27 protein-coding genes and 1 tRNA gene are annotated in these 23,624 nt (G+C 68.5%); 15 read left to right on the plus strand and 13 right to left on the minus strand.

Features of this window, described 5'->3' with window-relative positions; genetic code table 11:
- Nucleotides 1-3 precede the first annotated feature (3 nt).
- Both ACQY4K_RS03135 and ACQY4K_RS03140 read left to right on the plus strand, forming a co-directional pair.
- A complete protein-coding gene (locus ACQY4K_RS03135) occupies nt 4-558 on the plus strand; it encodes an outer membrane protein assembly factor BamE (RefSeq protein ID WP_428393341.1) in 555 nt (184 codons plus the stop codon).
- A gap of 66 nt (nt 559-624) precedes the next feature.
- The gene (locus tag ACQY4K_RS03140) at nt 625-2,049 is read left to right on the plus strand and encodes a DHA2 family efflux MFS transporter permease subunit (protein ID WP_428393343.1); all 1,425 of its coding nucleotides are present in this window, start codon (nt 625-627) and stop codon (nt 2,047-2,049) included.
- Here ACQY4K_RS03140 and ACQY4K_RS03145 read toward each other — a convergent pair.
- The 3 genes from ACQY4K_RS03145 to ACQY4K_RS03155 are packed head-to-tail and all read right to left on the minus strand — an operon-like array spanning nt 1,991 to nt 4,600.
- A complete protein-coding gene (locus tag ACQY4K_RS03145) occupies nt 1,991-3,370 on the minus strand; it encodes an ATP-binding protein (RefSeq protein ID WP_428393345.1) in 1,380 nt (459 codons plus the stop codon). The two genes, ACQY4K_RS03140 and ACQY4K_RS03145, sit on opposite strands and share 59 nt — an antisense overlap.
- Nucleotides 3,348-4,052: a response regulator gene (locus ACQY4K_RS03150; RefSeq protein ID WP_428393347.1), complete on the minus strand. Its 705-nt coding sequence runs from the start codon at nt 4,050-4,052 to the stop codon at nt 3,348-3,350. Before ACQY4K_RS03150 ends, ACQY4K_RS03145 begins: the two co-directional genes overlap by 23 nt.
- On the minus strand, nt 4,049-4,600 hold the full coding sequence (locus ACQY4K_RS03155) for a MarR family winged helix-turn-helix transcriptional regulator (RefSeq protein ID WP_428393348.1): 552 nt from the start codon (nt 4,598-4,600) through the stop codon (nt 4,049-4,051). Before ACQY4K_RS03155 ends, ACQY4K_RS03150 begins: the two co-directional genes overlap by 4 nt.
- 81 nt (nt 4,601-4,681) lie before the next feature.
- Here ACQY4K_RS03155 and ACQY4K_RS03160 point away from each other — a divergent pair, with 81 nt between their 5' ends.
- Complete coding sequence (locus tag ACQY4K_RS03160; protein WP_428393350.1) at nt 4,682-5,584, plus strand: branched-chain amino acid aminotransferase; 903 nt, start codon at nt 4,682-4,684, stop codon at nt 5,582-5,584.
- On the opposite strand, the gene ACQY4K_RS03165 is transcribed toward ACQY4K_RS03160, so the two are convergent.
- Nucleotides 5,527-6,234 carry a COQ9 family protein gene (locus ACQY4K_RS03165; protein WP_428393352.1) on the minus strand — a complete coding sequence of 236 codons (708 nt, stop codon included), beginning with the start codon at nt 6,232-6,234 and terminating at the stop codon, nt 5,527-5,529. The genes ACQY4K_RS03160 and ACQY4K_RS03165 overlap by 58 nt on opposite strands.
- The gene (gene def / locus ACQY4K_RS03170) at nt 6,231-6,761 is read right to left on the minus strand and encodes a peptide deformylase (protein ID WP_428393354.1); all 531 of its coding nucleotides are present in this window, start codon (nt 6,759-6,761) and stop codon (nt 6,231-6,233) included. Before def ends, ACQY4K_RS03165 begins: the two co-directional genes overlap by 4 nt.
- 133 nt (nt 6,762-6,894) lie before the next feature.
- On the opposite strand from def, the gene rpsU reads away from it, so the two are divergent.
- Nucleotides 6,895-7,098, plus strand: a complete 204-nt coding sequence (gene rpsU / locus ACQY4K_RS03175) for a 30S ribosomal protein S21 (protein WP_010506446.1) — start codon at nt 6,895-6,897, stop codon at nt 7,096-7,098.
- A gap of 8 nt (nt 7,099-7,106) precedes the next feature.
- Here the strand turns inward: rpsU and ACQY4K_RS03180 are convergent, their stop codons facing one another.
- Complete coding sequence (locus tag ACQY4K_RS03180) at nt 7,107-8,441, minus strand: hypothetical protein (RefSeq protein ID WP_428393356.1); 1,335 nt, start codon at nt 8,439-8,441, stop codon at nt 7,107-7,109.
- Nucleotides 8,442-8,556: 115 nt separating this feature from the next.
- Between ACQY4K_RS03180 and ACQY4K_RS03185 the strand changes: the two genes are divergently transcribed.
- The 8 genes from ACQY4K_RS03185 (at nt 8,557) to ACQY4K_RS03220 (ending at nt 12,112) form a co-directional block, all read left to right on the plus strand.
- Nucleotides 8,557-8,823, plus strand: a complete 267-nt coding sequence (locus ACQY4K_RS03185; RefSeq protein ID WP_428393358.1) for a hypothetical protein — start codon at nt 8,557-8,559, stop codon at nt 8,821-8,823.
- A 16-nt stretch (nt 8,824-8,839) separates the two neighbouring features.
- The gene (locus ACQY4K_RS03190) at nt 8,840-9,172 is read left to right on the plus strand and encodes a hypothetical protein (RefSeq protein WP_428393360.1); all 333 of its coding nucleotides are present in this window, start codon (nt 8,840-8,842) and stop codon (nt 9,170-9,172) included.
- 11 nt (nt 9,173-9,183) lie between these two features.
- Entirely contained in the window at nt 9,184-10,407 is a 1,224-nt protein-coding gene (locus tag ACQY4K_RS03195; RefSeq protein WP_428393362.1) for an MFS transporter, read from the plus strand.
- Nucleotides 10,408-10,476: 69 nt separating this feature from the next.
- Entirely contained in the window at nt 10,477-10,719 is a 243-nt protein-coding gene (locus ACQY4K_RS03200) for an antitoxin (RefSeq protein ID WP_428393364.1), read from the plus strand.
- Complete coding sequence (locus ACQY4K_RS03205) at nt 10,716-11,057, plus strand: type II toxin-antitoxin system VapC family toxin (RefSeq protein WP_428393366.1); 342 nt, start codon at nt 10,716-10,718, stop codon at nt 11,055-11,057. The genes ACQY4K_RS03200 and ACQY4K_RS03205 overlap by 4 nt, the downstream gene beginning before the upstream one ends.
- Before the next feature lie 201 nt (nt 11,058-11,258).
- Nucleotides 11,259-11,414: a hypothetical protein gene (locus tag ACQY4K_RS03210; protein ID WP_428393368.1), complete on the plus strand. Its 156-nt coding sequence runs from the start codon at nt 11,259-11,261 to the stop codon at nt 11,412-11,414.
- 36 nt (nt 11,415-11,450) lie between these two features.
- Nucleotides 11,451-11,675 carry a type II toxin-antitoxin system HicA family toxin gene (locus tag ACQY4K_RS03215; RefSeq protein WP_428393370.1) on the plus strand — a complete coding sequence of 75 codons (225 nt, stop codon included), beginning with the start codon at nt 11,451-11,453 and terminating at the stop codon, nt 11,673-11,675.
- 2 nt (nt 11,676-11,677) lie between these two features.
- On the plus strand, nt 11,678-12,112 hold the full coding sequence (locus tag ACQY4K_RS03220; RefSeq protein WP_428393372.1) for a type II toxin-antitoxin system HicB family antitoxin: 435 nt from the start codon (nt 11,678-11,680) through the stop codon (nt 12,110-12,112).
- 321 nt (nt 12,113-12,433) lie between these two features.
- On the opposite strand, the gene ACQY4K_RS03225 is transcribed toward ACQY4K_RS03220, so the two are convergent.
- Nucleotides 12,434-12,509, minus strand: a tRNA-Glu gene (locus ACQY4K_RS03225).
- 49 nt (nt 12,510-12,558) lie between these two features.
- Nucleotides 12,559-12,867, minus strand: coding sequence for a hypothetical protein (locus ACQY4K_RS03230; RefSeq protein WP_428393374.1), 309 nt, complete (start codon nt 12,865-12,867; stop codon nt 12,559-12,561).
- Between the two features lie 57 nt (nt 12,868-12,924).
- Here ACQY4K_RS03230 and ACQY4K_RS03235 point away from each other — a divergent pair, with 57 nt between their 5' ends.
- Together ACQY4K_RS03235 and rpoH are read left to right on the plus strand one after the other, a co-directional pair.
- Entirely contained in the window at nt 12,925-13,905 is a 981-nt protein-coding gene (locus ACQY4K_RS03235) for an RluA family pseudouridine synthase (protein WP_428393376.1), read from the plus strand.
- 211 nt (nt 13,906-14,116) lie between these two features.
- Nucleotides 14,117-15,022: an RNA polymerase sigma factor RpoH gene (gene rpoH, locus ACQY4K_RS03240; protein ID WP_428395941.1), complete on the plus strand. Its 906-nt coding sequence runs from the start codon at nt 14,117-14,119 to the stop codon at nt 15,020-15,022.
- A gap of 8 nt (nt 15,023-15,030) precedes the next feature.
- On the opposite strand, the gene ACQY4K_RS03245 is transcribed toward rpoH, so the two are convergent.
- From ACQY4K_RS03245 to ACQY4K_RS03265, 5 genes are all read right to left on the minus strand, one after another.
- Entirely contained in the window at nt 15,031-15,519 is a 489-nt protein-coding gene (locus ACQY4K_RS03245; RefSeq protein WP_428393378.1) for a hypothetical protein, read from the minus strand.
- Entirely contained in the window at nt 15,519-17,525 is a 2,007-nt protein-coding gene (locus ACQY4K_RS03250; protein ID WP_428393380.1) for a hypothetical protein, read from the minus strand. The genes ACQY4K_RS03245 and ACQY4K_RS03250 overlap by 1 nt, the downstream gene beginning before the upstream one ends.
- Before the next feature lie 93 nt (nt 17,526-17,618).
- On the minus strand, nt 17,619-18,908 hold the full coding sequence (locus ACQY4K_RS03255) for an adenylosuccinate synthase (protein ID WP_428393381.1): 1,290 nt from the start codon (nt 18,906-18,908) through the stop codon (nt 17,619-17,621).
- A 2-nt stretch (nt 18,909-18,910) separates the two neighbouring features.
- On the minus strand, nt 18,911-20,068 hold the full coding sequence (locus ACQY4K_RS03260; protein WP_428393383.1) for an ATP phosphoribosyltransferase regulatory subunit: 1,158 nt from the start codon (nt 20,066-20,068) through the stop codon (nt 18,911-18,913).
- Nucleotides 20,065-21,228 (minus strand): phosphoserine transaminase, encoded by a 1,164-nt coding sequence (locus ACQY4K_RS03265; protein WP_428393385.1) that lies wholly within the window; start codon nt 21,226-21,228, stop codon nt 20,065-20,067. The genes ACQY4K_RS03260 and ACQY4K_RS03265 overlap by 4 nt, the downstream gene beginning before the upstream one ends.
- A 113-nt stretch (nt 21,229-21,341) precedes the next feature.
- Here ACQY4K_RS03265 and ACQY4K_RS03270 point away from each other — a divergent pair, with 113 nt between their 5' ends.
- On the plus strand, nt 21,342-23,600 hold the full coding sequence (locus ACQY4K_RS03270) for a helicase-related protein (RefSeq protein ID WP_428393386.1): 2,259 nt from the start codon (nt 21,342-21,344) through the stop codon (nt 23,598-23,600).
- The last annotated feature ends 24 nt before the right edge of the window (nt 23,601-23,624 follow it).

Consider the following 23,624-nt stretch of genomic DNA (forward strand, 5'->3'; position numbering starts at 1 on the left):
GCCATGCGGTCTGAAGCGCTTCGTGCCGCACCGATGCTGGCGGCGCTGCTCGCGATGCCGGCGCTCTCCGGCTGCGCCGTCTTCGCCCCGATCCCGACCGACCGCGGCACCCAGATCGAGGCGTCGGACTACGACAAGCTGGTCCCCGGCGTCACCACGCGCAGCGAGGCCCAGAGCCTGATCGGCTCGCCGACCGCGCATGCCACCTTTGACGACAACACCTGGATCTATATCGGCGAAATCACCGCCCCCGTGCCGCTGGCGCGTCCCAGGATCGAACGCCAGAAGGTGGTGGTGCTCAGCTTCGACGCCGGCGGCATCCTGCGCAACCGCAGGATCCTGGACAAGGCCGACGCCCACGACGTGGCGATGGCCTCGGGCCAGACGCCGACCCCCGGCAGCGAGACCTCGTTCCTGCAGATGCTGATCGGCAATGTCGGCCGCTACTCGCCGCTCGGCGGGCTCGGCGGCAGCACGCTCGGCGGCGGCGGCCTCGGCAACAGCGAGAACGGCTACGGCCATGGCGGCACCGGCAACACGCTCGGCGGCGGCGGCTAGGTTTGTTCCGGTGCGTCAGGTGAGGATCTGAAACCGGCCGCGTCCGACCGTCGGCGACTCTGGACGGTGCTGGCCGGCGCGCTGCTGGCGATGCTGCTGGCGGCCCTCGACCAGAACATCGTCAATACCGCACTGCCGCGCATCGTCGGCGATCTCGGCGGCATGACCCGCCTCGCCTGGGTGGTCACCGCTTTCCTGTTGTGCTCGACCATCACCGCACCGCTCTACGGCAAGCTCTCCGACAGCCACGGCCGCCGGCGCATGTTCCTCATCGCCATCGTGATGTTCCTCGCCGGCTCCCTGCTGTGCGGCGCCGCCCGGTCGATGGACGAGTTGATCGGCTTTCGGGCACTGCAGGGCCTCGGCGCCGGCGGCCTGCTGGTGCTGGCCCAGGCGGCGATCGCCGACGTCGTCGCCCCGATCGACCGGCCGCGCTACCAGGGTCTGTTCACCGGGACCTTCGCCCTGGCCAGCGTGGCCGGCCCGGTGCTCGGCGGCATCATCACCCAGACCCTGTCCTGGCGGTGGGTGTTCTACGTCAACCTGCCGTTCGGGGCACTCGCTTTGGTGATGATCGCGGTCGGACTGCCAGCGCCCGCGCGCGCGACCTCCGGTCCCGTGGATTACGCCGGCGCCGGGCTGCTGGCCGGCTTCACCACCAGCCTGCTGCTGCTGCTGTCCGGTGGCGGCAGCAGCTTCGCCTGGCTTTCCGCCGATGCCGCGACACTCGCGGCTGGCACCGCCGGGCTGATCGCCCTGTTCCTCTGGCGCGAATATCGTGCGCCGGAGCCGCTTATCCGCCTCGCCTTGTTCAACAATGCGGTGTTCACCCGCTGCGTCGCGGTGAACGCGCTGCTGGCCTTCGCGCTGTTCGGCGCCACCGTGTTCCTGCCGCTCTACTTCCAGCGGGTCATGGGGATGAGCCCGGCGGTGGCCGGAACCATGCTGCTGCCGCAGGTGGGCGGGATGCTGCTCAGTTCGATCGGCGGTGGCCGGATCGTCGCACGCCTGGGTCGCCCCAGGCTGTTCGTGCTGGGCGGCGTCGCGCTGAATGCCGCGTCCCTGCTCAGCCTCGCCGGCTTCGCCGCCCTCGACGTCGGACCCGCCTGGTTCCTGGTCTCGATGGCCGGCCTGGGGCTCGGCATCGGCCTGGCCATGCCGAACCTAACGGTGACAATGCAGAACGCGGTGGCGCGGGCCGAGCTCGGTGCTGCCACCGGGGCGATGATCTTCCTGCGTTCGCTCGGCGGGGCCGCGGGGGTCGCCCTCTCGGGCGCGCTGCTTGCCGCGCGGCTCGCCCGTGCGGCCGCGGCCAATATCGCCACCGCAACCCGCCTCGGCCTGGTCGACAGCTTCCTGCTGTGCGGCGTGGTGGTGTGCGCGGCCCTGGCCGTCGGCGCCGGCCTGCCCGACACCAGGCTGCGCGGCCGCATCACACCGGCAGCCGGATCCGTGCCCGCAGCCCACCCATCGGCGAGGTCTCCAGGCTGAGTTCCCCGCCATGGCCGCGAATGATGTCGCGCGCGATCGTCAGCCCCAGCCCGGTGCCGCCGCGGGCACTGCTCTCGAACGCCCGGAACACGCTTTCGCGCCGTGCCGCCGGGATGCCCGGTCCGTCATCGTCGACGACAATCTGCAACGCCTGCGCATCGAGCATCGCCACCAGCGAAATTCGCCCGCCATGACGACGCGCATTATCCAGCAGATTGGCCAGCACCCGTCGCATCGCACCCGGGCGCAGCATCAGCTCGGGCATCGGCGTCCATGTCACCCTGACGAAGTCCGCGCCCGCGCGCCGCGCGGCGGCTGCGACCTCCTCGAGCAGCGCCGACAGATCGACCGGCTGCGCCTGTTCTGCCCCCTCGCCGCGGGCAAACGAGAGGTAGCCCTCGATCATCCGGTCCATCTCCTCGACGTCGCCGATCATCTCGCTGATCTCCGGGGCGAGGTCCTCGGCAACCAGCGCGCCATGCTGCGGCACCATCGCCAGAGACAGACGCAGACGGGTCAGCGGCGTGCGCAGATCGTGCGAGACGCCGGCGAGCATGGCGGTGCGCTGGGCGACGAACTGGCGGATACGCTCCTGCATGCGGTTGAAGGCGGATGCCGCCTTGCGCACCTCCTGCGCCCCCTCGGGACGGATCGCCGCCTGCTCGCGCCCCATGCCGAAGGCTTCCGCCGCGCGCGCCAGACGGCGGATCGCGCGCACCTGGATGCGCATGAACAAAGCCGCGATCAGGAACAGCAGCAGCGCGCTGCCGGCTACCCAGGCCACGAACAGCCAGATCGGCCCGACATCGAGGCGCTTGCGCGGGGCGCCGATATCAAGCACGCCGCTGTCGAGCTGCACCTGGATGCGCACGGTATGCGGATCCGACAGCCAGTCGACATTGAACGGATGGCGGATCCGCAGCAAGGCGTCGGCGAGATCGTCATCCATCGGCCCCAGCACATGCGTCGAGCCGACATGGGTCAGCCTGGCATGCGGCTTGAGATGCATCTCCAGCTCGAACTGCCGCGAGGCGGTCTGCATGATCCAGGCACGATCGCCCGGATTGGGGAAGCGATCAAGCAGCAGCAGCGTCTGGTCGATCTCGCCGGCGACCGCCGCGGACAGCCGGCGCGAGACGATGTCGAGATGGCTGCCATAGAACAGCCCGAGCGAGACCCCCTGCGTTGCCACCAGCGGGATCAGCAGGATCAGCAGCGAGCGGCCGAGCAACGAGCGCGGCAGCAGCCGCCGCAGCGGCCGGTCCAGCCGCAGCCGCCAGCGCGCGCGCGTGTCGCGCTCAGGCGCCAGGCTTGAGGACATAGCCGCGCCCACGCACGGTATGCAGGAAGCGCGGCTCACGCGGCTCCGGCTCGATCCGTCGGCGCAGCCGGGTCACCTGCACGTCGATGGCGCGCTCGCCGGACTCGTCCATCTCCAGGGTCCGCGCGATCGCCTCGCGCGACAGCACCACTCCCGGCCGGCGCGCCAAAGCCGCGAGCAGGGCCGACTCGCCGCCGGTCAGTCGCAGCGGCCCCTCGGCGTCGCTCAGCAGTCCACGCACCGGATCAAACAGTAGCTCGCCGAGCTGCACCGGGCTGACATTGTCGCTGGCCGACGGCGGCCCCACCCGGCGCAGCAAGGCCCGCAGACGCAGCAGCAGCTCGCGCGGCTCGAACGGCTTGCCGAGATAATCGTCGGCACCGGTCTCCAGCCCGGCAATCCGGTCCTCCGGGCCACCGCGCGCGGTCAGCAGCAGGATCGGCAGGTTCTGGCCGATCAGCCGCAAGCCGCGGGTCAACTCAAGGCCCGACTCCCCTGGCATGGTGACATCGAGCACCATCGCATCGGGCTGCATGAAGCCGAGGATGCGACGCGCCTCTGCGGCGCCGTCGGCGACGCTGACCCGAAATCCCTGCTCGGACAGATAGCGCTTCAGCAGGCGGCGCAACCGTGCATCGTCATCGACGACAATGACGTGCGGGTCCGCCTCGCACCCGCTCATCGCGACCTGTCCGACGCCGGCAGGCCATCCAGCAACGCCCGGCTGCGGCCGTCCATCAGCGCCCGCATGACCTTGCGAAAGCCCTCGATCGCGGCTCCGCCGGCCTCGCGATAGGCGCCGGCAACCACCTCGCGCTGGCGTTCGAACAGCAGCCGCTCCAGTCCGCGGCCGGCCTCAGTCAGGCTCAGCAAACGCTGGCGCCGGTCGCGCCTGCCGGTCTCCTGCATGACGTAGCCGCGCGCGACGAGCTCGCCAAGCACCCGCGCCAGGCTCTGCTTGGTGATGCGCAACAGCCCCAGCAGTTCGCTCACCGTAATTCCGGGACGGCGGGCGATGAAATGCAGCGCGCGATGATGCGCGCGCCCGAGACCGATTCGCTCCAGTTCGACATCGGCCGAGGCAGTGAAGTCGCGATAGGCCAGGAACAACAGGTCCTGGGTCAGCCGTATCTGCTCCTCGCGCAGGAACAGCAGGCTGGTGCCTGCTGGCGGCCCTGGCTCGGGGGAAGCAGGCACAGGGTCGCGCGTGGACAGCAGCTTGGCGGTCATGACCCGGAATTAAGACAGCTTCATTGACATAAGGGAAGCGCGTTCGTATGTGCTCCGCTCGCTGCGGGAAGGATGACACGGATGGCGCTGATTCCGTTCGACGACAGGGACGGCGAGATCTGGTGGGACGGCAAGCTGATCCCCTGGCGCGACGCCCAGCTGCATGTGCTGTCGCATGGGCTGCATTATGCGAGCGCGGTGTTCGAGGGCGAGCGCGCCTATGACGGCCATATCTTCAAGCTGCGCGAACATACCGAGCGGCTGATCGAGAGCGGCCGAATCCTCGGCTTCGAAATCCCGTTCTCGGCCGAGCAGATCGACACGGCCTGCGTCGCCACCTTGGCGGCCAACGGCCTGACCGACGGCTATGTCCGCCCGCTCGCCTGGCGCGGCACCGAGCAGCTCTCGGTGTCCGCCCAGCAGACCTCGATCCATCTGATGGTCGCGTGCTGGCCATGGCCCAATCTGTTCGGCGCCGACCGCCTGAGCGGCGTGCGTCTGGCGATGGCGACGTGGAAGCGGCCGCATCCGGAGACTGCACCGACCCGCTCGAAGGCCGCCGGACTCTACATGATCGGCACCATGGCCAAGCACGATGCCGAAGCCGCCGGCTACAGCGATGCGCTGATGCTGGACTGGCGCGGGCAGGTCAGCGAGGCCACCGGCGCCAACATCTTCTTCGTCATCGACGGCGCGCTGCACACGCCGATCCCCGACTGCTTTCTCGACGGCATCACCCGACGCACGGTGATCGCCTTGGCCAAGCGGCGGCAGATTGACGTGATCGAACGGGCGATCATGCCCGACGAGATGGCGGGTGCCAGCGAGGTGTTCCTTGCCGGCACCGCCGCCGAAGTCACCCCGGTGCGCGAAATCGGCGATCTGTCGTTCACCCCCGGGCGCATTACCGAGACCCTGCTCGGCGACTACGAGGCCCTGGTGCGCATGGCGCCGGACCAGGTGGCGGCGAGGTTGAACGCGTAACCCGCGCGTTCCTTCAGCGCCGCCGACCGGCGACCGAAGCGCGCCACCGAGGCAAGCCTGCGGTCCAGGAACGCCTGCGTATCGGAGCCGTCGCTCTCGTCACGCAGCCAGAACAGCAACGTCGCCGAATAGACCCCGGTCAGGATCGCGCGCTTGCTATACCAGCTCATGTCGGCGGACGCGTCGCCAGCCGCGTGCCAGATCGCATCCACGGTGCGCGCCACGCTGCGCAGCGCCGCCAGGCGGTTGCCGGGCAGCGACAACAGCGCGAGGCCGCGCCGGATCGCTTCGCGTTCGCCGGCCGCCTGCTCCAGGCGCAGCAGGATCAGCGCCCGCACCCGCGCACTTACCCGCGTCTCGGCGATCGTGCCGGCCGCTTCGGCCATACGACGGTCGCCGAGATCGGCATGCGCCTCGACCATCTCGGCAGGCCCACCCGGAAACAGCAGGTCGGCGTCAGGGCCGGCCGCCTGGCGCAACGCGCGCAGGCTCCAGCCGAGCGTCTCGACCAGGGGCAACATCGCCAGCAAGGCGGCATCGCGCGACGGATGCTGCTCCATCGGTGCCGGAAACTCCGACACCGCGGCGCGCTGCGCGCCATCGGCGAGTGCTGGCAGCAGCAGACCCGGCAGGCGGCCGAGCAGCGTCATGGCAGCAGCCCGAAACGGGCGAACTCGTCCTCGAAGGCGAGCCGGCTGAGGTCGGTCATGCGCATCGGATACAGGATGCCGTCCAGATGGTCGTTCTCGTGCTGCAGGACGGTGGCCAGGAAGCCGCTCGCCTCCCCCGAGATGGGTTCGCCCGCGCGATCCCAGCCGGCATAACGCACACGCGCCGGCCGTGGCACCGCGCCGCGCAGCCCGGGGATCGACAGGCAGCCCTCGACGCGCAACGCCTGCTCGTCGCCGATCGCCTCGATGGTGGGATTGATCAGCGCCTGCACCGCGCGCGGCGGGTCGTCCGGTCCGGCGCTGCGCTCCTCGGGAACACGATAGACGAACACGCGCAAGCCCACATGCACCTGTGGTGCTGCAAGACCAGCGCCGCGTATGTCCTCCATGGTCTCGATCATGTCGTCGATCAGTTGGGCGACTGACGCCGCTTTCGGATCCGGCACCGGCTCGGCGCGGGCGAGCAGGACGGGGTGTCCCATACGGGCGATCTTGAGCAGGGCCATGCGCGCTCCGAACTATCGTGCGAGTGGCAGATGAGCCGGAACCCGCATTTGTGCAACCTGCGCCCGTTATGCTATGGCTCCCTTCCGGTCACGGGTGGCCGTCATGCATGATCAAGCAGGAGTGAAAAGCGCAGTGCAGGTTCTTGTCCGTGACAACAATGTCGACCAGGCGCTCAAGGCGCTCAAGAAGAAGATGCAGCGCGAAGGCATTTTCCGCGAGATGAAGCTTCGCCGGCACTACGAGAAGCCATCCGAGCGCAAGGCCCGCGAGGCCGCTGAGGCCGTTCGCCGCGCCCGCAAGATGGAGCGTAAGCGCCTGGAGCGCGAAGGCTTCTAAGCCCTACCTCAGCCGGCGCGTCGTTGCCTCAGCATCGTCATCATGCGCCCGAATAGCCGCAAAACGCCGCGCGGCCAGCCCACACCAAATTCGGTATCCGGAGGGCGTCGGGTAAACCGCAACCGGATCCGCGTGTCGACAAGCGGAAATCGCATTGTCGTCTCGATCGTGCGGTAGTCAAGCGGCGGGTCCGCCCAACCGACCTCGGCCGACGGCAGCCGACCGAAGCGCGCATCGAGCAGGATCGGCCGTGACGCGCGCTTGATCCCACGCCTTGGCGCGTTAGCGCGCAGTGCAGCCCGGTCCGCAGACCCGGCGACAGCCATGCCGCGGATCGAGACATTGTCCCCGGTTGCCGCAGCGATGGCGTCATGCAGCACGCTGTCCTCGCGGATCAACGAGCACACCTGCCGGCGCTGGGCCGCATCGAGCGTGTCCCAGGAGAAAAAGCGCCTTGAGACATTGCGCCGGATCAGCGGGTCCGTAGCCCAGCGCCGCCCGCGCCAGTGATCCAGCCGGGCACTGTCGATAATCTCGGCATCGCTCGAGGCCAACAGATCCATCGCACTCGCCGCGGTCCCGTCACCGAGGAAGTTGCTGAGCAGATCGCGTGGGATCAGGCGCCGATCACGTATCAGACGGCCAAACAGGGCGCGCCTGTCACGGTCGGACAGCACGCAGAACGGCCGGTCCAGGTCGAGGAGCCTTGCCCAGTGCCGCGTGTCGGGCCGGATCCGCTGCGGGTCCTCGTGCAGGATGGTCAGAATATAGTTCATGAAGGAGAGGACGATCTCCTGCGGCGGCCTGACGCTGGTCCAGATGCTGTCGCCGAACCTGGTAAGGCGGGCGTCAAACACGAATCGAAGCGTGTAGTGGCCACTGACATGGATCGCCTCGTGCCCTGGCATGGCACGGCAGATCTCCGCCACATGATCGAGGAAGTCGCGGCCGCCCGACCAGTCCGCACCGATGGTGTTATGCGGGATGGTGCAGGCGTGGGCTGCCAGGGTCTCGCCCAGCGAGGTGCCGCCGCAGCGCGGCACGTGCACAAAGAAGCGGCGGGGCTTTTCAGGAAATGCGCGGAGCAGGTTCACGACGATGTCAGCCTGGAACGCCGTGTCGTGCAACAGCGCGATGAAATAGGCTTTGGCATCGAACGGCGCCCCCGTCCGGCCCGCGTAATGCAGGCCCTCCCGTAGCCGGCCCAGCACCGCGTAGGAAAGCTGCTGCGGCGTGACACCGCTCCAGTCCACCTGATCGAGCAGCGTCTCCAGGCGGTCGGTGCAGTGCAGGCGGGCGAGCAGGCCGAACGTCTCCCTCAGATTACGCGGTGACGCTAGCAACCCTCGCAGCTCCTCTTGACGGTCCGGTCTGGAACCATTGTTAGTCTGGTTTTCGCACGCGGCATAATCTGCGGGCCCGGTTGCCCGCGAGCACGGCGATCCCTACCATTTGCCGATGTCCCCTCGACCGACCATCGTGCCGCCAACCATCGGCAGACATCGCGATCCGCTCACCCTCTACAGCGAGCGTCTTGACCTGGTGGCGGAGAACTTCGAGGTGCGCGCGCGCAGCAAGGTGCTGCGGTCCCGCCTCTACGCCGCGATCGGCGCCGTCCTCGTCGTGGCGTTCGGGGTCTGGGGGTTCGGGATGGAAACCAATACCCGCAACGCGACGTGGCACCCGATCGTCCGAACCGTGACGGTCGACATCGTCCGGCACTGAAAAGGTCTCCTTGCTCATGTCCACCGACAGCGGCAGCATCGAGGCCGAGCAGCAGCGCGAGCGGCGGCTGCACCTGCTGATCGGCCGCCTGCCGCCGCGCCTGCAATCCATGATACACTGGTTGCGCCGCCCATCATCCGGCTGGTTGCGGGTGCCGGCCGGCCTGTTTTTCATCGTCGGCGGCCTGCTCGCGATCCTGCCGGTGTTCGGATTGTGGATGCTGCCGTTGGGGGTGGTGCTGCTCTCCGAGGACATCCCCGCGCTGAGACATTGGACCGGCAGGCGACTGGCCTGGATTGAGCGCAAACACCCGCGCTGGCTTGGCCGGCCGCGCGACGTGGTCCGGTAGCGGGCGGCGGCATGCGCGCGGCCCCACGCTGGATCGCCTGCTATGCCATCCTCGGCCTGGTGCAGAGCGGCATGGTGCCGATCATCCTGCCGCTGGCCGCGGCACCGGGACCGACCTCCGGCTTCACCTACGCCGCCTTTGCCGCGTCCGGCGTCGCCGCCCCGTTCGTCGGCGCCTGGAGCGACCGGCACCGCCGCCACCGTGCAACCCTCGTCGCCGGCCTGATCCTCGCCGCCCTCGCCTCGTTCGCGCATGCCCTGCCCGGCGATGTCTCGCAACACATGCTGAGTGCCGCCGCCATCGGCCTTGGCGTATCGAGTGCCAGCACCGTCGCCACCATGTTCATCGTCGAGGTGGAGCCCCAGACGCAATGGGACGGCCTGATCGGCATCCTGCAGGCGTTCATGAGCGGCGGGCAGTTGCTCGGCCTGTTGCTCGCGGGCGTGCTCGGGCTGCGCCACACCGCCGACGCCCTGGTCCTATGCGGCGTATTGTTGCTGCTCGCGGTTCCGGTCGCACTCCGCTACGCTCCCGATCCCGTGGTCGTCGTCTCGCGACCGGAACTCAGGCCGCGGCCGCCGCGCAGCGGCGATGCGGCCGCGATCGGCGCGCAACGCCAGTTCCACCGCATCACCCGCGAGGCCATCGCGGGCTTGGCCCATAGCGGCCTCGCCTGGTTCCTCGGCAGCTGGCTGCTCTCCTACACCGCGACCAATGGGCTCTCGGTGATGATCGCGGTGGTCATGGTCCGCTCATACGGCTCGGACGCGACCCTGCCGACCACCGCCTATGCAATCGGCGTCGGACTGAGCCTGCTGCTCTATAGCCGCGTCGCCAGCTGGGACACGCGCCTCGGCGCCTGGAAGGTCATGCGTGCGGGCCTCGCCATCCGCGCCGTGCTGGTCGCACTGATGCTTGCCTTGTCGTTCGATCGCGGCTCCGTGGTGGTGCTGCCGCTGCTCGCCTGCTTTGCCGCGACCCAGGTGGTCTGGCCGCTGCTGTCGGTGTCAAGCACGGCGCTCGCGGTGACCCTCTCCCCCGCCCGCCGTGCCGAGAGCGTGGGCCTGCTCAACGCCTCAAGCTCGCTCGGCGCCACCGTCGGCGGCATCGCCGCCGGCCTGTTGCTGAGCGGCGGCTTCGCGCTGCTCTGCGCCACCGTCCTCGGCGCATTGCTCATCGCCCTGGTCCTAGCCTACCACCCCCACGTCAGACTTCGCGCACCGCAACCCGCCTGAAGCAAATAAGTGGTCGCGCTTGCATCAGGACAAACGAGATAGATCTTTGCCATCTATCAGAGGTGATACATGGACACGGCAAAGCTCTTCTGGTCTGGACGCTCCCAGACCCTGCGCCTGCCAAAAGCCTTCCGTTTCGACCAGGACGAGGTCCGCATTCGGCGGCACGGACCCGCCGTCATCCTCGAGCCCATCCCCATGGACTGGGGCTGGCTCGACACTCTGGCGGCTCCGGTCGACCCGGACTTCGAGCACGCAGCCGGCGAAAAAGAGCCGCAACCGGACGGGCCGGAGCTCGGCTACTTCGAGTGAACCATCTGCTCGACACGAACGCCGTCATCAGCCTGCTCAAGCGCCACCCCCGGCTCTCGGCGCGACTACGCCAACACGGGCCGGCGGAGTTCGGCCTACCCTCCGTCGTTGCCCACGAGCTGTTCTACGGCGCCTACAAAAGCCAGCGCCGAACTGAGAACCTCGTCAGTCAGGCCGGCGAGATCCGGGCGCTTCTCGCTCTTGCCGGAACACCCATCGGCCCCCTCGACGTCCTGATCGCCGGTCAAGCCAAGGCGCGGGAACTGACCCTGATCACCCACAATACCGACGAGTTCAAACGCGTGGCAGGCGTCCAGATCGAGGATTGGGAGCTCTAACAATGTCGGCATGATCGACCAGCCTGCGACGTTAATGGCCCATCTTTTCAGCCTCAACATCTCAGAACGCGATTGCATCGTCGAATTCTTCTAGAGACCCTTTGTTCACAGCAACTATCCCGGTGGAGTTGATATGGACGAGGATACCTTCATTCTACCGGCAAGCGGTCGAGCAGGCGAAGGCGTGGGGAACGCGGGAGCTTGCTGTCGCAGCGGGACACGATCACCAAGCATTACGCGCACCTGGCGCCAAACTACGTCGCGGACACGATCCGCGCGGCCTTCGGAGCCTTCGGGATCGCGCCGGCGGCGGACGCTCCGATACTGCTTCGCGCGGGACGGCCGGAGACTGCGTAAAGCACTCCGGCATAGACATTCGGACCGAATTGTCCGATGACCAATCCGGTGAAGGCGAGCGACCTGCTCGTGAGGCTGCGGCGCCGGGCGTCCTGCCTTGCGCTTGACCATGAGGAGACAGCCGGAAAGGGCAGTCACGTGAAGGTCCGTCACGACGGCGCGAGGACGGTGGTTCCGCTGCATCGCGGTGATCTTCCGACCGGGACCTATCGCGCGATCCTTCGTCAGCTTGGCTTGTCGGCTTCGGACTTGGAGGACTGAGCGTGCGCTACGCCTATGCGCTAACCGTCGAGGAGGCCGAGGACGGCGTGACCGTCACGTGTTCGGACATCCCTGAGATGGTGACGTGCGGCGCAACGCGCGCCGAGGCTATCGCTCGGGCCGAAGACGCGCTCGTGTCCGCGCTGTCGTTCTACGTTGAGGAGGGGCGCCCCATTCCGGCGCCTAGCACGCTGTCCGGCCGCGACGTGGCGGTGGTGCCCATGCTCGAAGCCGGGAAGCTCGCGCTGCACGACGCGTTGCTTGAAGCCGGGATGACCAATGTCGAGCTGGGCCGTCGTCTCGGCATTGACGAAAAGGCGGCACGACGCTTGCGCGACCCGCTGCATCGGAGCCGCGTCGCTTACGTCGAGGCCGCCCTCCGGGCGCTTGGACGCCGCATCGTGGTCGAAGTGGAGCCAGTTGGAGAGGTCGCCTGATGGCTGCCGCGTCGCCCGACGAGATCCGTCGGCATACATCAGGACCATCGCCAGCCTGATGCCGAGGAAGATCGATATTGGCGGCTCGGACGGGCAGCCGCTTTGCGCGTCAATCACAGTCGAGTTCGTCGGTGCGAAAGGCCCGGTGACGATTGGCGGGTGACGGGCTTGCCTGGCTTTCGGTCCTGAGCCCGGCGCGTCACACCACCTGCTTCGACATCGCGATCAGCGCGCGGGCTTGCCGTCCGCACCCATTCCAAGGCGCCCACACGCGGCTTACTCCGCACAGCCACAGGTCGCGCGCGTAAGCCGTTGATCTGATGGCGTCCCGTAGGGGATTCGAACCCCTGTTACCGCCGTGAGAGGGCGGTGTCCTAGGCCTCTAGACGAACAGGACGTGGCAGCAGGGCTCTTAGAGCAGCGGCGTGGTGCGTGCAAGACCGCGGTCAGTGGCTCAGGCGCAAGGTCGCCACGATGCGGCCGGCGGCGAGGTCCCACACCAGCAGCCGGTCGGGGGTGCCGCCGCCGGTGAGCACCAGAGCCAGCCTTGTGTCCGACTGGCGGGTGACGGAGCCGATACGAGTGCCTGCCGGCTGATCGAGTGACAGAGCCGTCCTCCCGGCGGCAATCGAAGTCGGTGCGGCGCGATGGGTCGCGCGATGCACCACGGTGCCGATCAGCACGGCGGTGCCGATCAGGATCAGCACGCCCATGACGATCACCGACACCACCAGAGCCTTCATCGCCTGCCCCACCCGATTTCTCCTGGCGCCATAGTTCCGCTAAGATAGTTTTGCTAAGCCTGCGCGATCATGCAGGCTCCGTTTCAGCTCGTCGCCAGCCCCGAGCAGGCTGGCCAACGCATCGACCGGCTCCTGGCGGCGGTCATCGGCACGGCATCGCGGACCCGCGTCAAGGCCCTGATCCTGGACGGCCATGTCCGGCGTGGCGAGGCGGTGTTGCGCGATCCCGCCGATCCGGTGCGCGCCGGCGCGCTGTATTGCGTGACCTTCCCGGAGGCGATTGCGGCGCGACCGGACGCCCAGGCCATCGACTTCAGCGTCTTGTATGAGGATGCCGACCTGATCGTGCTCGACAAGCCCGCGGGGCTCGTCGTGCATCCAGCACCCGGCAACGCCGACGGCACACTGGTCAATGCTCTGCTCGCGCATTGCGGCGACGCGCTACCAGGCATTGGCGGTGAGCGGCGGCCCGGCATCGTGCACCGGCTCGACAAGGACACCTCCGGCATCATGGTCGTGGCCAAGACCGAGGCAGCACTTGCGGCACTCAGCGCGGACTTCGCCGCGCGCAACGTAGAGCGCGCCTATCTCGCACTCTGCTGGGGCATGCTGTCTCCGGCGTCCGGCGAATTCGACGGCGCGATCGGCCGCGACCCGAGCAACCGCAAGCGCATGGCGGTCCGCGCCAGCGGCGGCAAGCCGGCGTTGACCCGCTATCGTACGTTGCGCGCACTCCATGGCGCCGTAAGCCTTGTCGAGTGCCGCCTGGCGACCGGGCGCACCCACCAGATCCGCGTTCATCTCGCGCACGGAGGCCACCCTCTGCTCGGCGACCCCGTCTATCTGCGTCGCGTTCCCGCAGCGGCGCGGTTGCTCGGCGCCGCGGCGCGACAGGCCGCGATCGACTTCCCCAGGCAGGCGCTGCATGCGGCGACCCTTGGCTTCACGCATCCACGCACCTGTGAGCCTCTACGCTTCGAGCGGCGGCCGCCGGCGGACTTCCAGGCTCTGCTGGCGTGCATTACCGCGAATTCAGACGGTCATTCTTGACCGGACCGCAGCGGTCCTGTATGCACTGCAACATGTCCTGCGAGCGGGCGCCCCGCCGGTCTGGACGTCCTGGCTGTGCCTTGCCTGATTGGGAGGCCTACCGGGGACGTGATGTCCTCACCCGCGCCCAACCTGAACCGGACGTGCAACCTCTTGCCGATTGCGCCGTATGGGCCTCGGTAGGTTCGCTGAAGTTTCAGACGAAAGGAGCCTGACTGTGGCCTCTGCCGTCCTTAATGTTGGTCCCGAAGGTAACCTGTCCAGGTATCTTCAAGATATCCGTAAGTTCCCGATGCTGGCGCCCGAGGAGGAACTTAGCCTTTCAAAGCGTTGGCGCGATACCGAAGACACCGCAGCCGCACACAAACTGGTGACGTCGCATCTGCGCCTCGTCGCCAAGATCGCCATGGGCTATCGCGGCTACGGCCTGCCGATCAGCGAACTGATCAGCGAAGGCAATGTCGGCATGATGCAGGCGGTAAAGCGGTTTGACCCGGATCGTGGCTTCCGCCTCGCCACCTATGCGATGTGGTGGATACGCGCGGCCATCCAGGAATATATCCTGCATAGTTGGTCCCTGGTGAAAATGGGCACCACCGCGGCTCAGAAGAAGCTGTTCTTTAACCTGCGGCGGCTCAAGGGACAGATGCAGGCGATCGACGATGGTGACCTTCACCCTGAGCAGGTCGGCTCGATCGCCAAAGCGTTGTCTGTCTCTGAGACTGACGTCATCAACATGAACCGTCGGCTTGCGGCGCCCGATCACAGCCTGAATGCACCGGTGCGTGCCGATAGTGAGGGCGAATGGCAGGATTGGCTGGTCGATGTCAGCGACAGCCAGGAGACCATGCTGGCCGAGCATGAGGAGTTCTCGGGACGCAAGGCGCTGCTGGGTCAGGCCCTGCATACGCTGAACGAACGCGAGCGTCATATCCTGATCGAGCGTCGCCTGAAGGAAGAGCCAGCCACTCTTGAGGATCTCTCCAAAGTCTATAGCATATCGCGCGAGCGGGTGCGTCAGATCGAGGTTCGGGCATTCGAGAAGTTGCAGAAGGCAATGAAGAGCCAGGTGACGACCCGGCGTCTCGGCGAAAAGGCGACGGCCCAGGCCGCCTGACAGCCGCATTATCGGGGCGGTTTATCCTGATTGGGCGAGATCTCCCATTCCTTGCAGATCTCGCTCAACGCTGCCTCCAGAGCCTTTTTTCGAGCTGCCAGGCGCATGGTCGCGATGAACGCGGCGCCCAGGCAGCAGACCTCGTCGACCAACCAGCCGCAGCCGCCCATCATCCACGTCAGGGGAATAGTGGTCGGCCGGCTCAGTATCTTTACAGCGGCAGTCATATCGTAGCTGCAAGTGGCGTACGCCTGAAGCGGTCCAATTGCACCGGCGAGTACGAACAATCCTATTGTCCGGCTCAGGGTGTGGCGATGAGTCGTATCCGCGACAATCGCGAACACCACCGGTGCCGCAAGGGCGGCAAGGAGCAGCGCGGTTGCCGGCGATAGCATCAGCAGCATGCCTGCGGCCATGCCGTGCCACCACTTCCAGCCCTGCTGGCCTTGCGGTCGCGTGGCGCGCCGCGTGGCTCCAGCCTTTGCGGCGCGGGCCATCAGCTCAGCACCTTCAGCAACAACGCCGCCATGACGCAGATCAAGCCGGCGGCCGATGCCGTGTCACGTGCCGCGTGGCGGCTGGCCAGCAGGCGCGCGCTGGCAGTTCGCGCCTGCTCTTCCAGCGCGGATCGAATCGCGTCCACCTCGTCCAGCGCGTGCTTGCGCGCGGCGTCATCCTGCTCGCGATGCGTTGTATCGCTTACCAGGCCCAATAAGGCCATCAGATCGCCTGCGGCAGCGACGGTTCGCAATGCGGCCAGCCGGCGTTGCCTGCGGCTGACTCCCGGCCAGTCCTGCAGCAACTGCTCCAGTCGCGGCAGCAGGCTCGCCGCAATTCGCGGCAATGGCCGCCTGTCGCCCTTTGCCTGGCAACGCGCCAAAATTGCCAACTCCCGCGCCACCCCGCCGGCGGCGGGCTCAGTTGCCGCCTCACGCGGGCGGTCCTGCGTACGGACATCCAAGAAGGCAAAGCTGTGCGCATCGAGCAGCGTGTCGCCGCCAAGCTTCTCCGGGCCCAGCCTTTCCAGCACCGCGACCAGGGCCAGCGCGTCGACCACGGACTCGCCTCTGAATTTCGGCGACTGACAGGCGAGATAAGGGTTCAGCGCATAGGTGGCGCGCAGTAGCAAGCCGTCCCGGTTGGCGGGCTCGCCTTGCAGCTGGTTCTGCAGGAGGTGCTGCGGCAGCATAAACTCGGTCGAGTTCGGCCTGCTGGGGCGCGCGGCACGCCAACGCGCAACACCGCCGCGCAGCACCAGGTCCTCGAGCAGAACCCCCGCATCCTGCAACGACACCAGCGGCGGCTGAGCGAAGGCACCCGCCAGTGCTGGCCCGGCCCCTTCCGGCCACAGCCAGTAGCCGCGCCAGAACAGCGGCGCCAGCGGATCGAGCAGGGCGACCAGCCGCATCAGGTTGCTGTCACTGAGTGGCGGCGCGTTGCCCGCCGTCCTGGCGCTCCCGGCCTTGGTGCCCGTCACCATCTCCTCCTGACGGAACTCCTCGACGGTTGCCGCCAAGCCGGGGTCCTCGACGCTGCGCCGCAGCCACTGCTCGATGGTGCGCTCACGCAGCATCACCGTCGCCGCTTGCGGCTGCTCGGCGCAGAGCAGCGCCAGCATGCGCCGGTTCCAGGCGAGCTGGCCACCGACCGCTATTGGTTTGGCCGCTCGCAATGCGCTGCGTGAGCCGCCGCGACGGGCGTGGATGCCGTCGAGATTGGCTAGCGAGACAGGTAGCGGCCGTGCCAGCGGATCATCCGAAAGCATCGCGCGCAGGATGTTGTCAAAGCCGCGCGGCAGCCGCATATGCTGGGTGAGTGCGGCGTAGCTGCCATATTCGAGCTTGAGGCGAATGATCTCGCCGGCCGCCAGCGATGCCAGCGGCACTTCGCCAGTCCACAGCGACAGCAGCAGCACTCCGAGCGCATAAACATCGTCGGCGATGCTGCCGTCGCCGCGCGCGGCCGGTGCGCAGATCGCGCTGTAGGGCGGCTCAAAGCTGGCCGGTTGGCCGATTGCCGGAGGTCCGGCCCATCCAGGACCCAGCACGGCGCCTTTGCCGCCCGCGGCCACAAACACATTGTCAGGTCGGATGGCGCGATGGGTAAGGCCGGCCATCTGCAGCACATCGAGGGCGAGTGCCGCCGGACGCAGCACATGGGTCAGCAAGCCGTTGCCGCGCCAGGGGGCCGCGAGCGAGACCAGCGACGGTCCCGGCGGCGGACGGGTGATGATCCAATAGGCGCCACCGGCCGCGCCATAGGCGAGCGGCGAGAGCATCGCCTCGTGATCAGCGTGCATGAAGCGGCCGAGCGCCGCCCGCGGGGGTGCCAGCGGCTCGGTCCTCAGGGCCACCAGGTTGCCGCCGATGCCGCGCTTGTCTTCAGCCGCGACACAGACATGCCCGGCGAGCGAGCCAGCCGGCACGCCGGGCAGGATCCGGAACCGGTCGTCAAGCACAAGAGCCGCGTTTGACGTGGTCGTCGTCTCCCCGGTTGTCACCATGCATGGAAGCTCCCGGAATTCCGCGGCGGCCAGCATGCATCCGAAAGGTTAAGACGAGATTGACGTAGCGGCTGCCGCGTTTGATCCCCGACCTCAATCGACAAACGGGTCGCGCACCAGGATGGTGTCGTCGCGCTCGGGGCTGGTCGAGAGCAGGGTCACAGGGGCTTCGACCAGCTCCTCGATGCGTCGCACATACTTGACCGCCTGTGCCGGCAGCTCCGCCCAGGAGCGGGCCCCGCGTGTGGTCTGCTGCCAGCCCGGCATCGTCTCGAACACCGGCTTGATGCGCGACTGCGCGCCGGGCGCCGCCGGCAGGTGGCGCACCGGCACGCCGTCGAGCGCATAGCCGGTGCAGATCCGGATCTCAGCCAGGCCGTCCAGCACGTCAAGCTTGGTCAGCGCCAGGCCGTTGATGCCGCCCACCCGCACGGCACGGCGGACCAGCATCGCATCAAACCAGCCGCAGCGTCGCGGCCGTCCGGTCACGGTGCCGAACTCGTGGCCACGGCTGCCGAGCAATTGGCCGGTTGCGTCGAACAACTCAGTCGGAAACGGTCCGGCACCGACCCGGGTCGAATACGCCTTGGCGATTCCGAGCACGAACCCGACAGCCGACGCACCCACGCCGCTGCCGGTCGCGGCGTTGGCGGCGACGGTGTTGCTGCTGGTGACGAACGGGTAGGTGCCGTGATCGACGTCGAGCATGACCGCCTGCGCGCCCTCGAACAGGATCCGCTGGCCAGCACGCCTGGCATCGTCGAGCAGCTCCCAGACGGTGTCGGCGAACGGCAGGATCCGCGGCGCCAAGCCGGTCAGCCAGTCCATCAGCGCCGCCTTCTCGAACGTCGCCGCTCCCAGCCCCTGGAGCAGGGCATTATGGTGCAGCAGCAGCTCGTCGAGCTTCCAGTCCAGCGTTTCCGGCTCGCCCAGGTCACACACCCGGATCGCCCGTCGCGCCACCTTGTCCTCGTAGGCGGGTCCGATGCCGCGCCCGGTGGTGCCGATGCGACGCTCGCCGCGCGCACTCTCGCGGGCACGGTCGAGGGCGCCGTGCACCGGCAGGATCAGAGTCGCGTTCTCCGCGATGCGCAGCGTCTCCGGGCCGACATCGAGCCCCTGAGCACGCACCCGGTCGATCTCGGCGAGCAGCGCCTCCGGATCGATGACCACGCCGTTGCCGATGATGCCGGTCTTGCCGCGCACCAGACCGCTCGGCAGCAGCGATAGCTTGTAGGTCTCATTGCCGACGACCAGCGTATGCCCGGCATTATGGCCGCCTTGGAAACGCACCACGATGTCGGCGCGGCTGGCCAGCCAGTCGACGATCTTGCCCTTGCCCTCGTCGCCCCATTGCGCGCCGATGACGGTGACGTTGGACATGCTCAGTTCCCTCCAGCGACGGCGATGGCAGCCCCGTCACGCAGCACATGGGTGCAGCCAAGACGGACCGCCTCGACCGTGCAATCCGCTGCCGGCGCCAGCGCCGCGACGGTGGCGAAGCCCTGCGCCCGCAACGCCGATACCAGCGCCGGATCAGCGCCATCCGGGACGAACAGCCGCGGCCGCGGCGGCGGCGTTGGCGCTGCCCGCAGGATCGCCTCCGGGCGCAGCGTCAGCCCACACGCCGGCTCGTCGCCGCCGCTGAGATAGCGGCCGCCGCGTCCGAGTTCCTCGTGCCGGCCCGGCGCATACACCGTCACGCACAGTCCGGTGTGGTAGCGCCAGCCGCGAAACTCGATCGGATCGATGGTCAGCCGCAGCCCCGGCGCGCGAGCGACGATCGCATCCACGCTCGCCGCCAGGCGTTCTGTCAGCGCGCGCGCGCCGGGCGAAAGATCCGCCGCCCGTAACGCCGCAAGTGCCCGCGCCGCTGGGCCGGCCGCCAGCAGCAGTTCGGCCAGGGTCCGCGCAAGCGGGCCGCCATGCCGTGCCACCTCCGCCGCATCCTTGCGGTCCAGCGCCCGCAGCAACGCCGGGCGCGCGGGCTCTGGGATCGACGCCTCCTCGATCAGGGTCGCGGCCAGGGTCGGCAAGGTCAGATCGAAGCTGAACCGCGCGAGCCCGACCGCGGCCAGCGCTTCGGCGCCAACTGCCATCACCTCGGCGTCGGCGGCCGGAGAGTCCGGCCCGATCAGCTCGATCCCGGCCTGCGCCACCTGCCGGTCGGCGACCAGCGCGCCGCCTGGCTGCGCCTGCACGCACATCCCGGCATAGGCCAGGCGCAACGGCCGCGGCGCCCGGACCAGCCGGGTCGCTGCGATCCTTGCCACCTGCGGCGTCATATCCGGCCGCAATCCCATCATCCGGTGCGTCGCGGGATCCATCAGCCGGTAGGTCTGCTCGGCGACGGCCGCCCCAGACCCGGCAAGCAGGCTGTCCTCGAACTCCAGCAGCGGCGGCTTGACCCGTTCGTAACCATAGCCCGCGAACACCGCCATCAGCGCCTCCACCGAGAGCGCCTCGGTCTCTGCCTCCGGCGGCAGCAGGTCGCGCAGGCCCGCTGGCAGCAGCGCCAAATTGGCGGGCGAATCGCCGGTCATCCCGCGAACGCGCCTCGGGTCTGCGCCGCCGCCCAGTCCAGCCAGGGCAGCAACGCCTCGATATCGTCGGTCTCCACCGTCGCCCCGCCCCACAGCCGCAGGCCGAGCGGCGCGTCGCGGTAGCTTGCGATATCATAGGCGACCGCCTGCTGTTCGAGCAGAGCCACGAGGTGTCGCGCGGCCAGCACCTGGCGGTCCGATCCGAGCCCGGCGAACCAGGGGGCGACAATCCGCAGGCAAATCGAGGTGCTCGACCGGGTTGCCGGATCCGTGGCCAGGAACGCAGCCCAGTCCGAGCCCGCAACCCAGCGCGATACCGCATCCAGGTTGGCGCGCGAGCGGCCGATCAGCGCCTCCAGGCCCCCGATCCGCTCGGCCCAGCGCAACCCGTCTAGCGCATCCTCGACACAGAGCATCGAGGGGGTGTTGATGGTGTCCCCGGCGAAAATCCCCTCGATCAGGGCGCCGCCCGACGTGAGCCGGAACAGCTTCGGCAGCGCCCTTGGCGGCGGCCCACCCTGCAGCCGTGCCACCGCGCGCGGTGAGAGAGCCAGCATGCCATGCGCCGCCTCCCCGCCAAGCACCTTCTGCCACGACCAGGTCACCACATCGAGACGATCCCATGGCAATTCCATCGCGAACGCCGCCGATGTCGCGTCACAGATCGCAAGCCCTTCATGCGTCGCCGGGATCGCCTCCGCGCCGGGCATGCAGACGCCAGACGTGGTCCCGTTCCAGGCGAACACCACGTCGCGCGACCAATCCACCTCCACCAGCGGCGGCAACGCGCCGTATGGGGCTTGCAGGACCCGTGCGTCGGGCAGCGCCAACTCCGTCACGATGTCATTTGCCCAGGCGGCGGAGAAATTCTCGAACGCCAGCACATCCACCGGACGGGGTCCGAGCAGCGACCATAGCGCCATCTCCACCGCGCCGGTATCGGAGCCCGGGACGATGCCGAGCCGGTAATCCGCCGGCATGCCGAGAATGTCGCGCGAACGCGTGATCACCTCGGCGAGCTTCGCACGTGGTGCCGCGGCACGGTGGCTGCGGCCCAGCATGGCCCCAGACAGGGCATCCAACGAGAAGCCTGGGCGTTTGGCGCAGGGACCTGAGGAGAAGCAGGGGTTGTTGGGGCGGCGCTTGATTGGGCTGGACATGGGGGAAATCCGGGATGGCGCTCTAGTTTAAGGCAAGGGGCTTTGCCCCTTGACCCCATCAAAGGCAAGCCTTTGAAATCCGTTCATTAAGAATAGGGCTCATACGCAGCGCCATGGCGGTTCCTCTCTCACCGGCGGAGGTTGCGGTTGAGGCAGCCGGACTGGCGGTGCAGAGCCGCGAGTTGCCGCGTCTGCTGCGCCTCGTCGCGCGTCGCCTGCCGGCGGGTCCGGACACGGTGCGGGACGCGCTGTGCGAGGTTCGCCACAAGGGGTGGGCCTCGCGGATCATCGACCGCACCCAACGCGCCGGCCGCATCTGGGTGCAACGCGACGAGGCGCAGGCAGCGGCGGCGCACATTACCGATCCGGAGCCGGACGACGACGCCCTGCTTGCCGCACTGCCACCAGTGCTGGCCGCGCGCTGGCGGCAGAGTGCGGCGACCCCGGACGAAGCCCTCACCCTTGTGCGGGCCGAGCTGTTCGATGGCGCCGGCCGGGTCCTCTCCGCCTCCCAGGAAACCATGCTGGCAGCCGAGGTCGCGGCGGCGTTTGGCGCGACCGACGATTTCGTGCGCGACGCGGCGCGACAGGCCGAGGAACGCCTCGCCGATCAGGCGGCCGCCGACCGCACCGCCCGCGCCCGGCGACGCGAGGAACTGCAACGGCTGCGCGACTGGGAAGCCAGCCTGGTGGCGTTCGACGCGGTGCCGGCCCTGCTCGGCTGCACCCGCAACGAGGCGTTGCGGCTGGTCGCCGAGAACCGGCTGCCGGTGGCGCGCAAGCTGGTGCAGGACGGCATCGAGCAGTGGCAGTTCGATCCGGCCGCCCTCACCCGACTGCCAGCGGGAACACCACGTGGTCGCCAAAACGCCATCCGCATCAACAACGCGGCGATCGCACGGATCGCGGCGCTCGACCGGTATGCGGCGCATTTCCGCACCGCGCGCAGCCTGCAACGCCGGATCACGCTGGTCACCGGGCCGACCAACAGCGGCAAGTCGCACACCGCGCTCGATACCCTGTCGCGCGCCGAGAGCGGCATGGCGCTGGCCCCGCTACGCCTGCTCGCACACGAATTCCGCGAGGCGCTTGGCGCGCGCGGCGTGGTGTGTTCGCTCTCGACCGGCGAGGAGCGCATCGTCGAGCCCGGCAGCCGCCACCTCGCCGCCACCGTGGAGATGTGCCCGCTGCACAACCCGGTCGACGTCGCCATCGTCGACGAGGCGCAGATGCTGCACGACCCCGATCGGGGTGCTGCCTGGACCGCAGCGATCATGGGCGCGCCGGCACGGCATTTGTATGTGCTCGGTGCTGCGGACTGCGCCGAGGTCGTGCGGCGGATCGCAGCCTTGTGCGACGACCCGATCGAGGAGATCACGCTCCAGCGCATGGGTCCGCTGAGCGCCGCCGACGAGCCGGTCCGCCTTGCCTCTCTCACCCGCGGCGACGCGCTGATCGCGTTTTCGCGTCGCGAGGTGCTCGACCTGCGCACCGCGTTGATGCAGCGGGGACGCCGGGTGGCGGTGGTGTATGGCGCGCTCAGCCCGGAGGTGCGCCGGGCCGAGGCAGCACGCTTCAACGGCGGCGACGCGGACATCCTGGTCGCCACCGACGCCATCGGCATGGGCCTGAACCTGAACATCCGCCGCGTGGTGTTCGCGTCTTTGCGCAAGTTCGACGGCACCGAGAGCCGCGATCTGAGTGCCCAGGAGGTCAAGCAGATCGGCGGCCGCGCCGGCCGCTACGGCAAGCACGAGGCGGGGGTTGTCGCGGTGCTGGCCGGTGCCGGCAATCCGGCCTTCATACGCGCCATGCTGGCCGCACCGCCCATGCCGCGGGCGGAACTGCGGCCGCTGGTGCAGCCCGACGCCGACATCATCCGCGCGGTCGCGGCCGAGATCGGCTCGGACAGCCTGTTCGGTGTGCTGGTGCGTATCCGCCGCGCCGTACTGCGTCGCGACGACCCCAACTACCGGCTCGCCGACATGAGCCAGGCGTTCGCGGTGGCGACCGCCCTGGAGGGGGTGCGTGGCCTCGATCTCACCGAACGCTGGGCCTATGCGATGTGCCCGGTCGACGAGCGCGACAACGGCATCGTCCGCCTCGCCGCCTGGGCCACCGAACACGCCGCCGGCCGCATTGTGCCGCCGCCCGCGGTCGGCAAGCTGCCGCCGCCCGACCGCGCTGCGCGCGACGAACTCGAACGCGCCGAGAAAACCCACAAGCGCCTGGTCGCCTGGCGCTGGCTGGCGCTGCGGTTCCCCACCTTTTATCCGGCGCGCGAGGAGGCGGAGGCCTCCACCCGGCGCCTCAACGACTGGATCGAGGACGTTCTGCGCCAGCAGCGACGCGGCCGCGCCGAGGCCGGTTAACAGCGATCCTCGGACTGACACGGT

Source organism: Lichenicoccus sp. (genome assembly GCF_965276875.1).
In the GTDB taxonomy this organism is placed as follows: Bacteria; Pseudomonadota; Alphaproteobacteria; order Acetobacterales; family Acetobacteraceae; genus Lichenicoccus.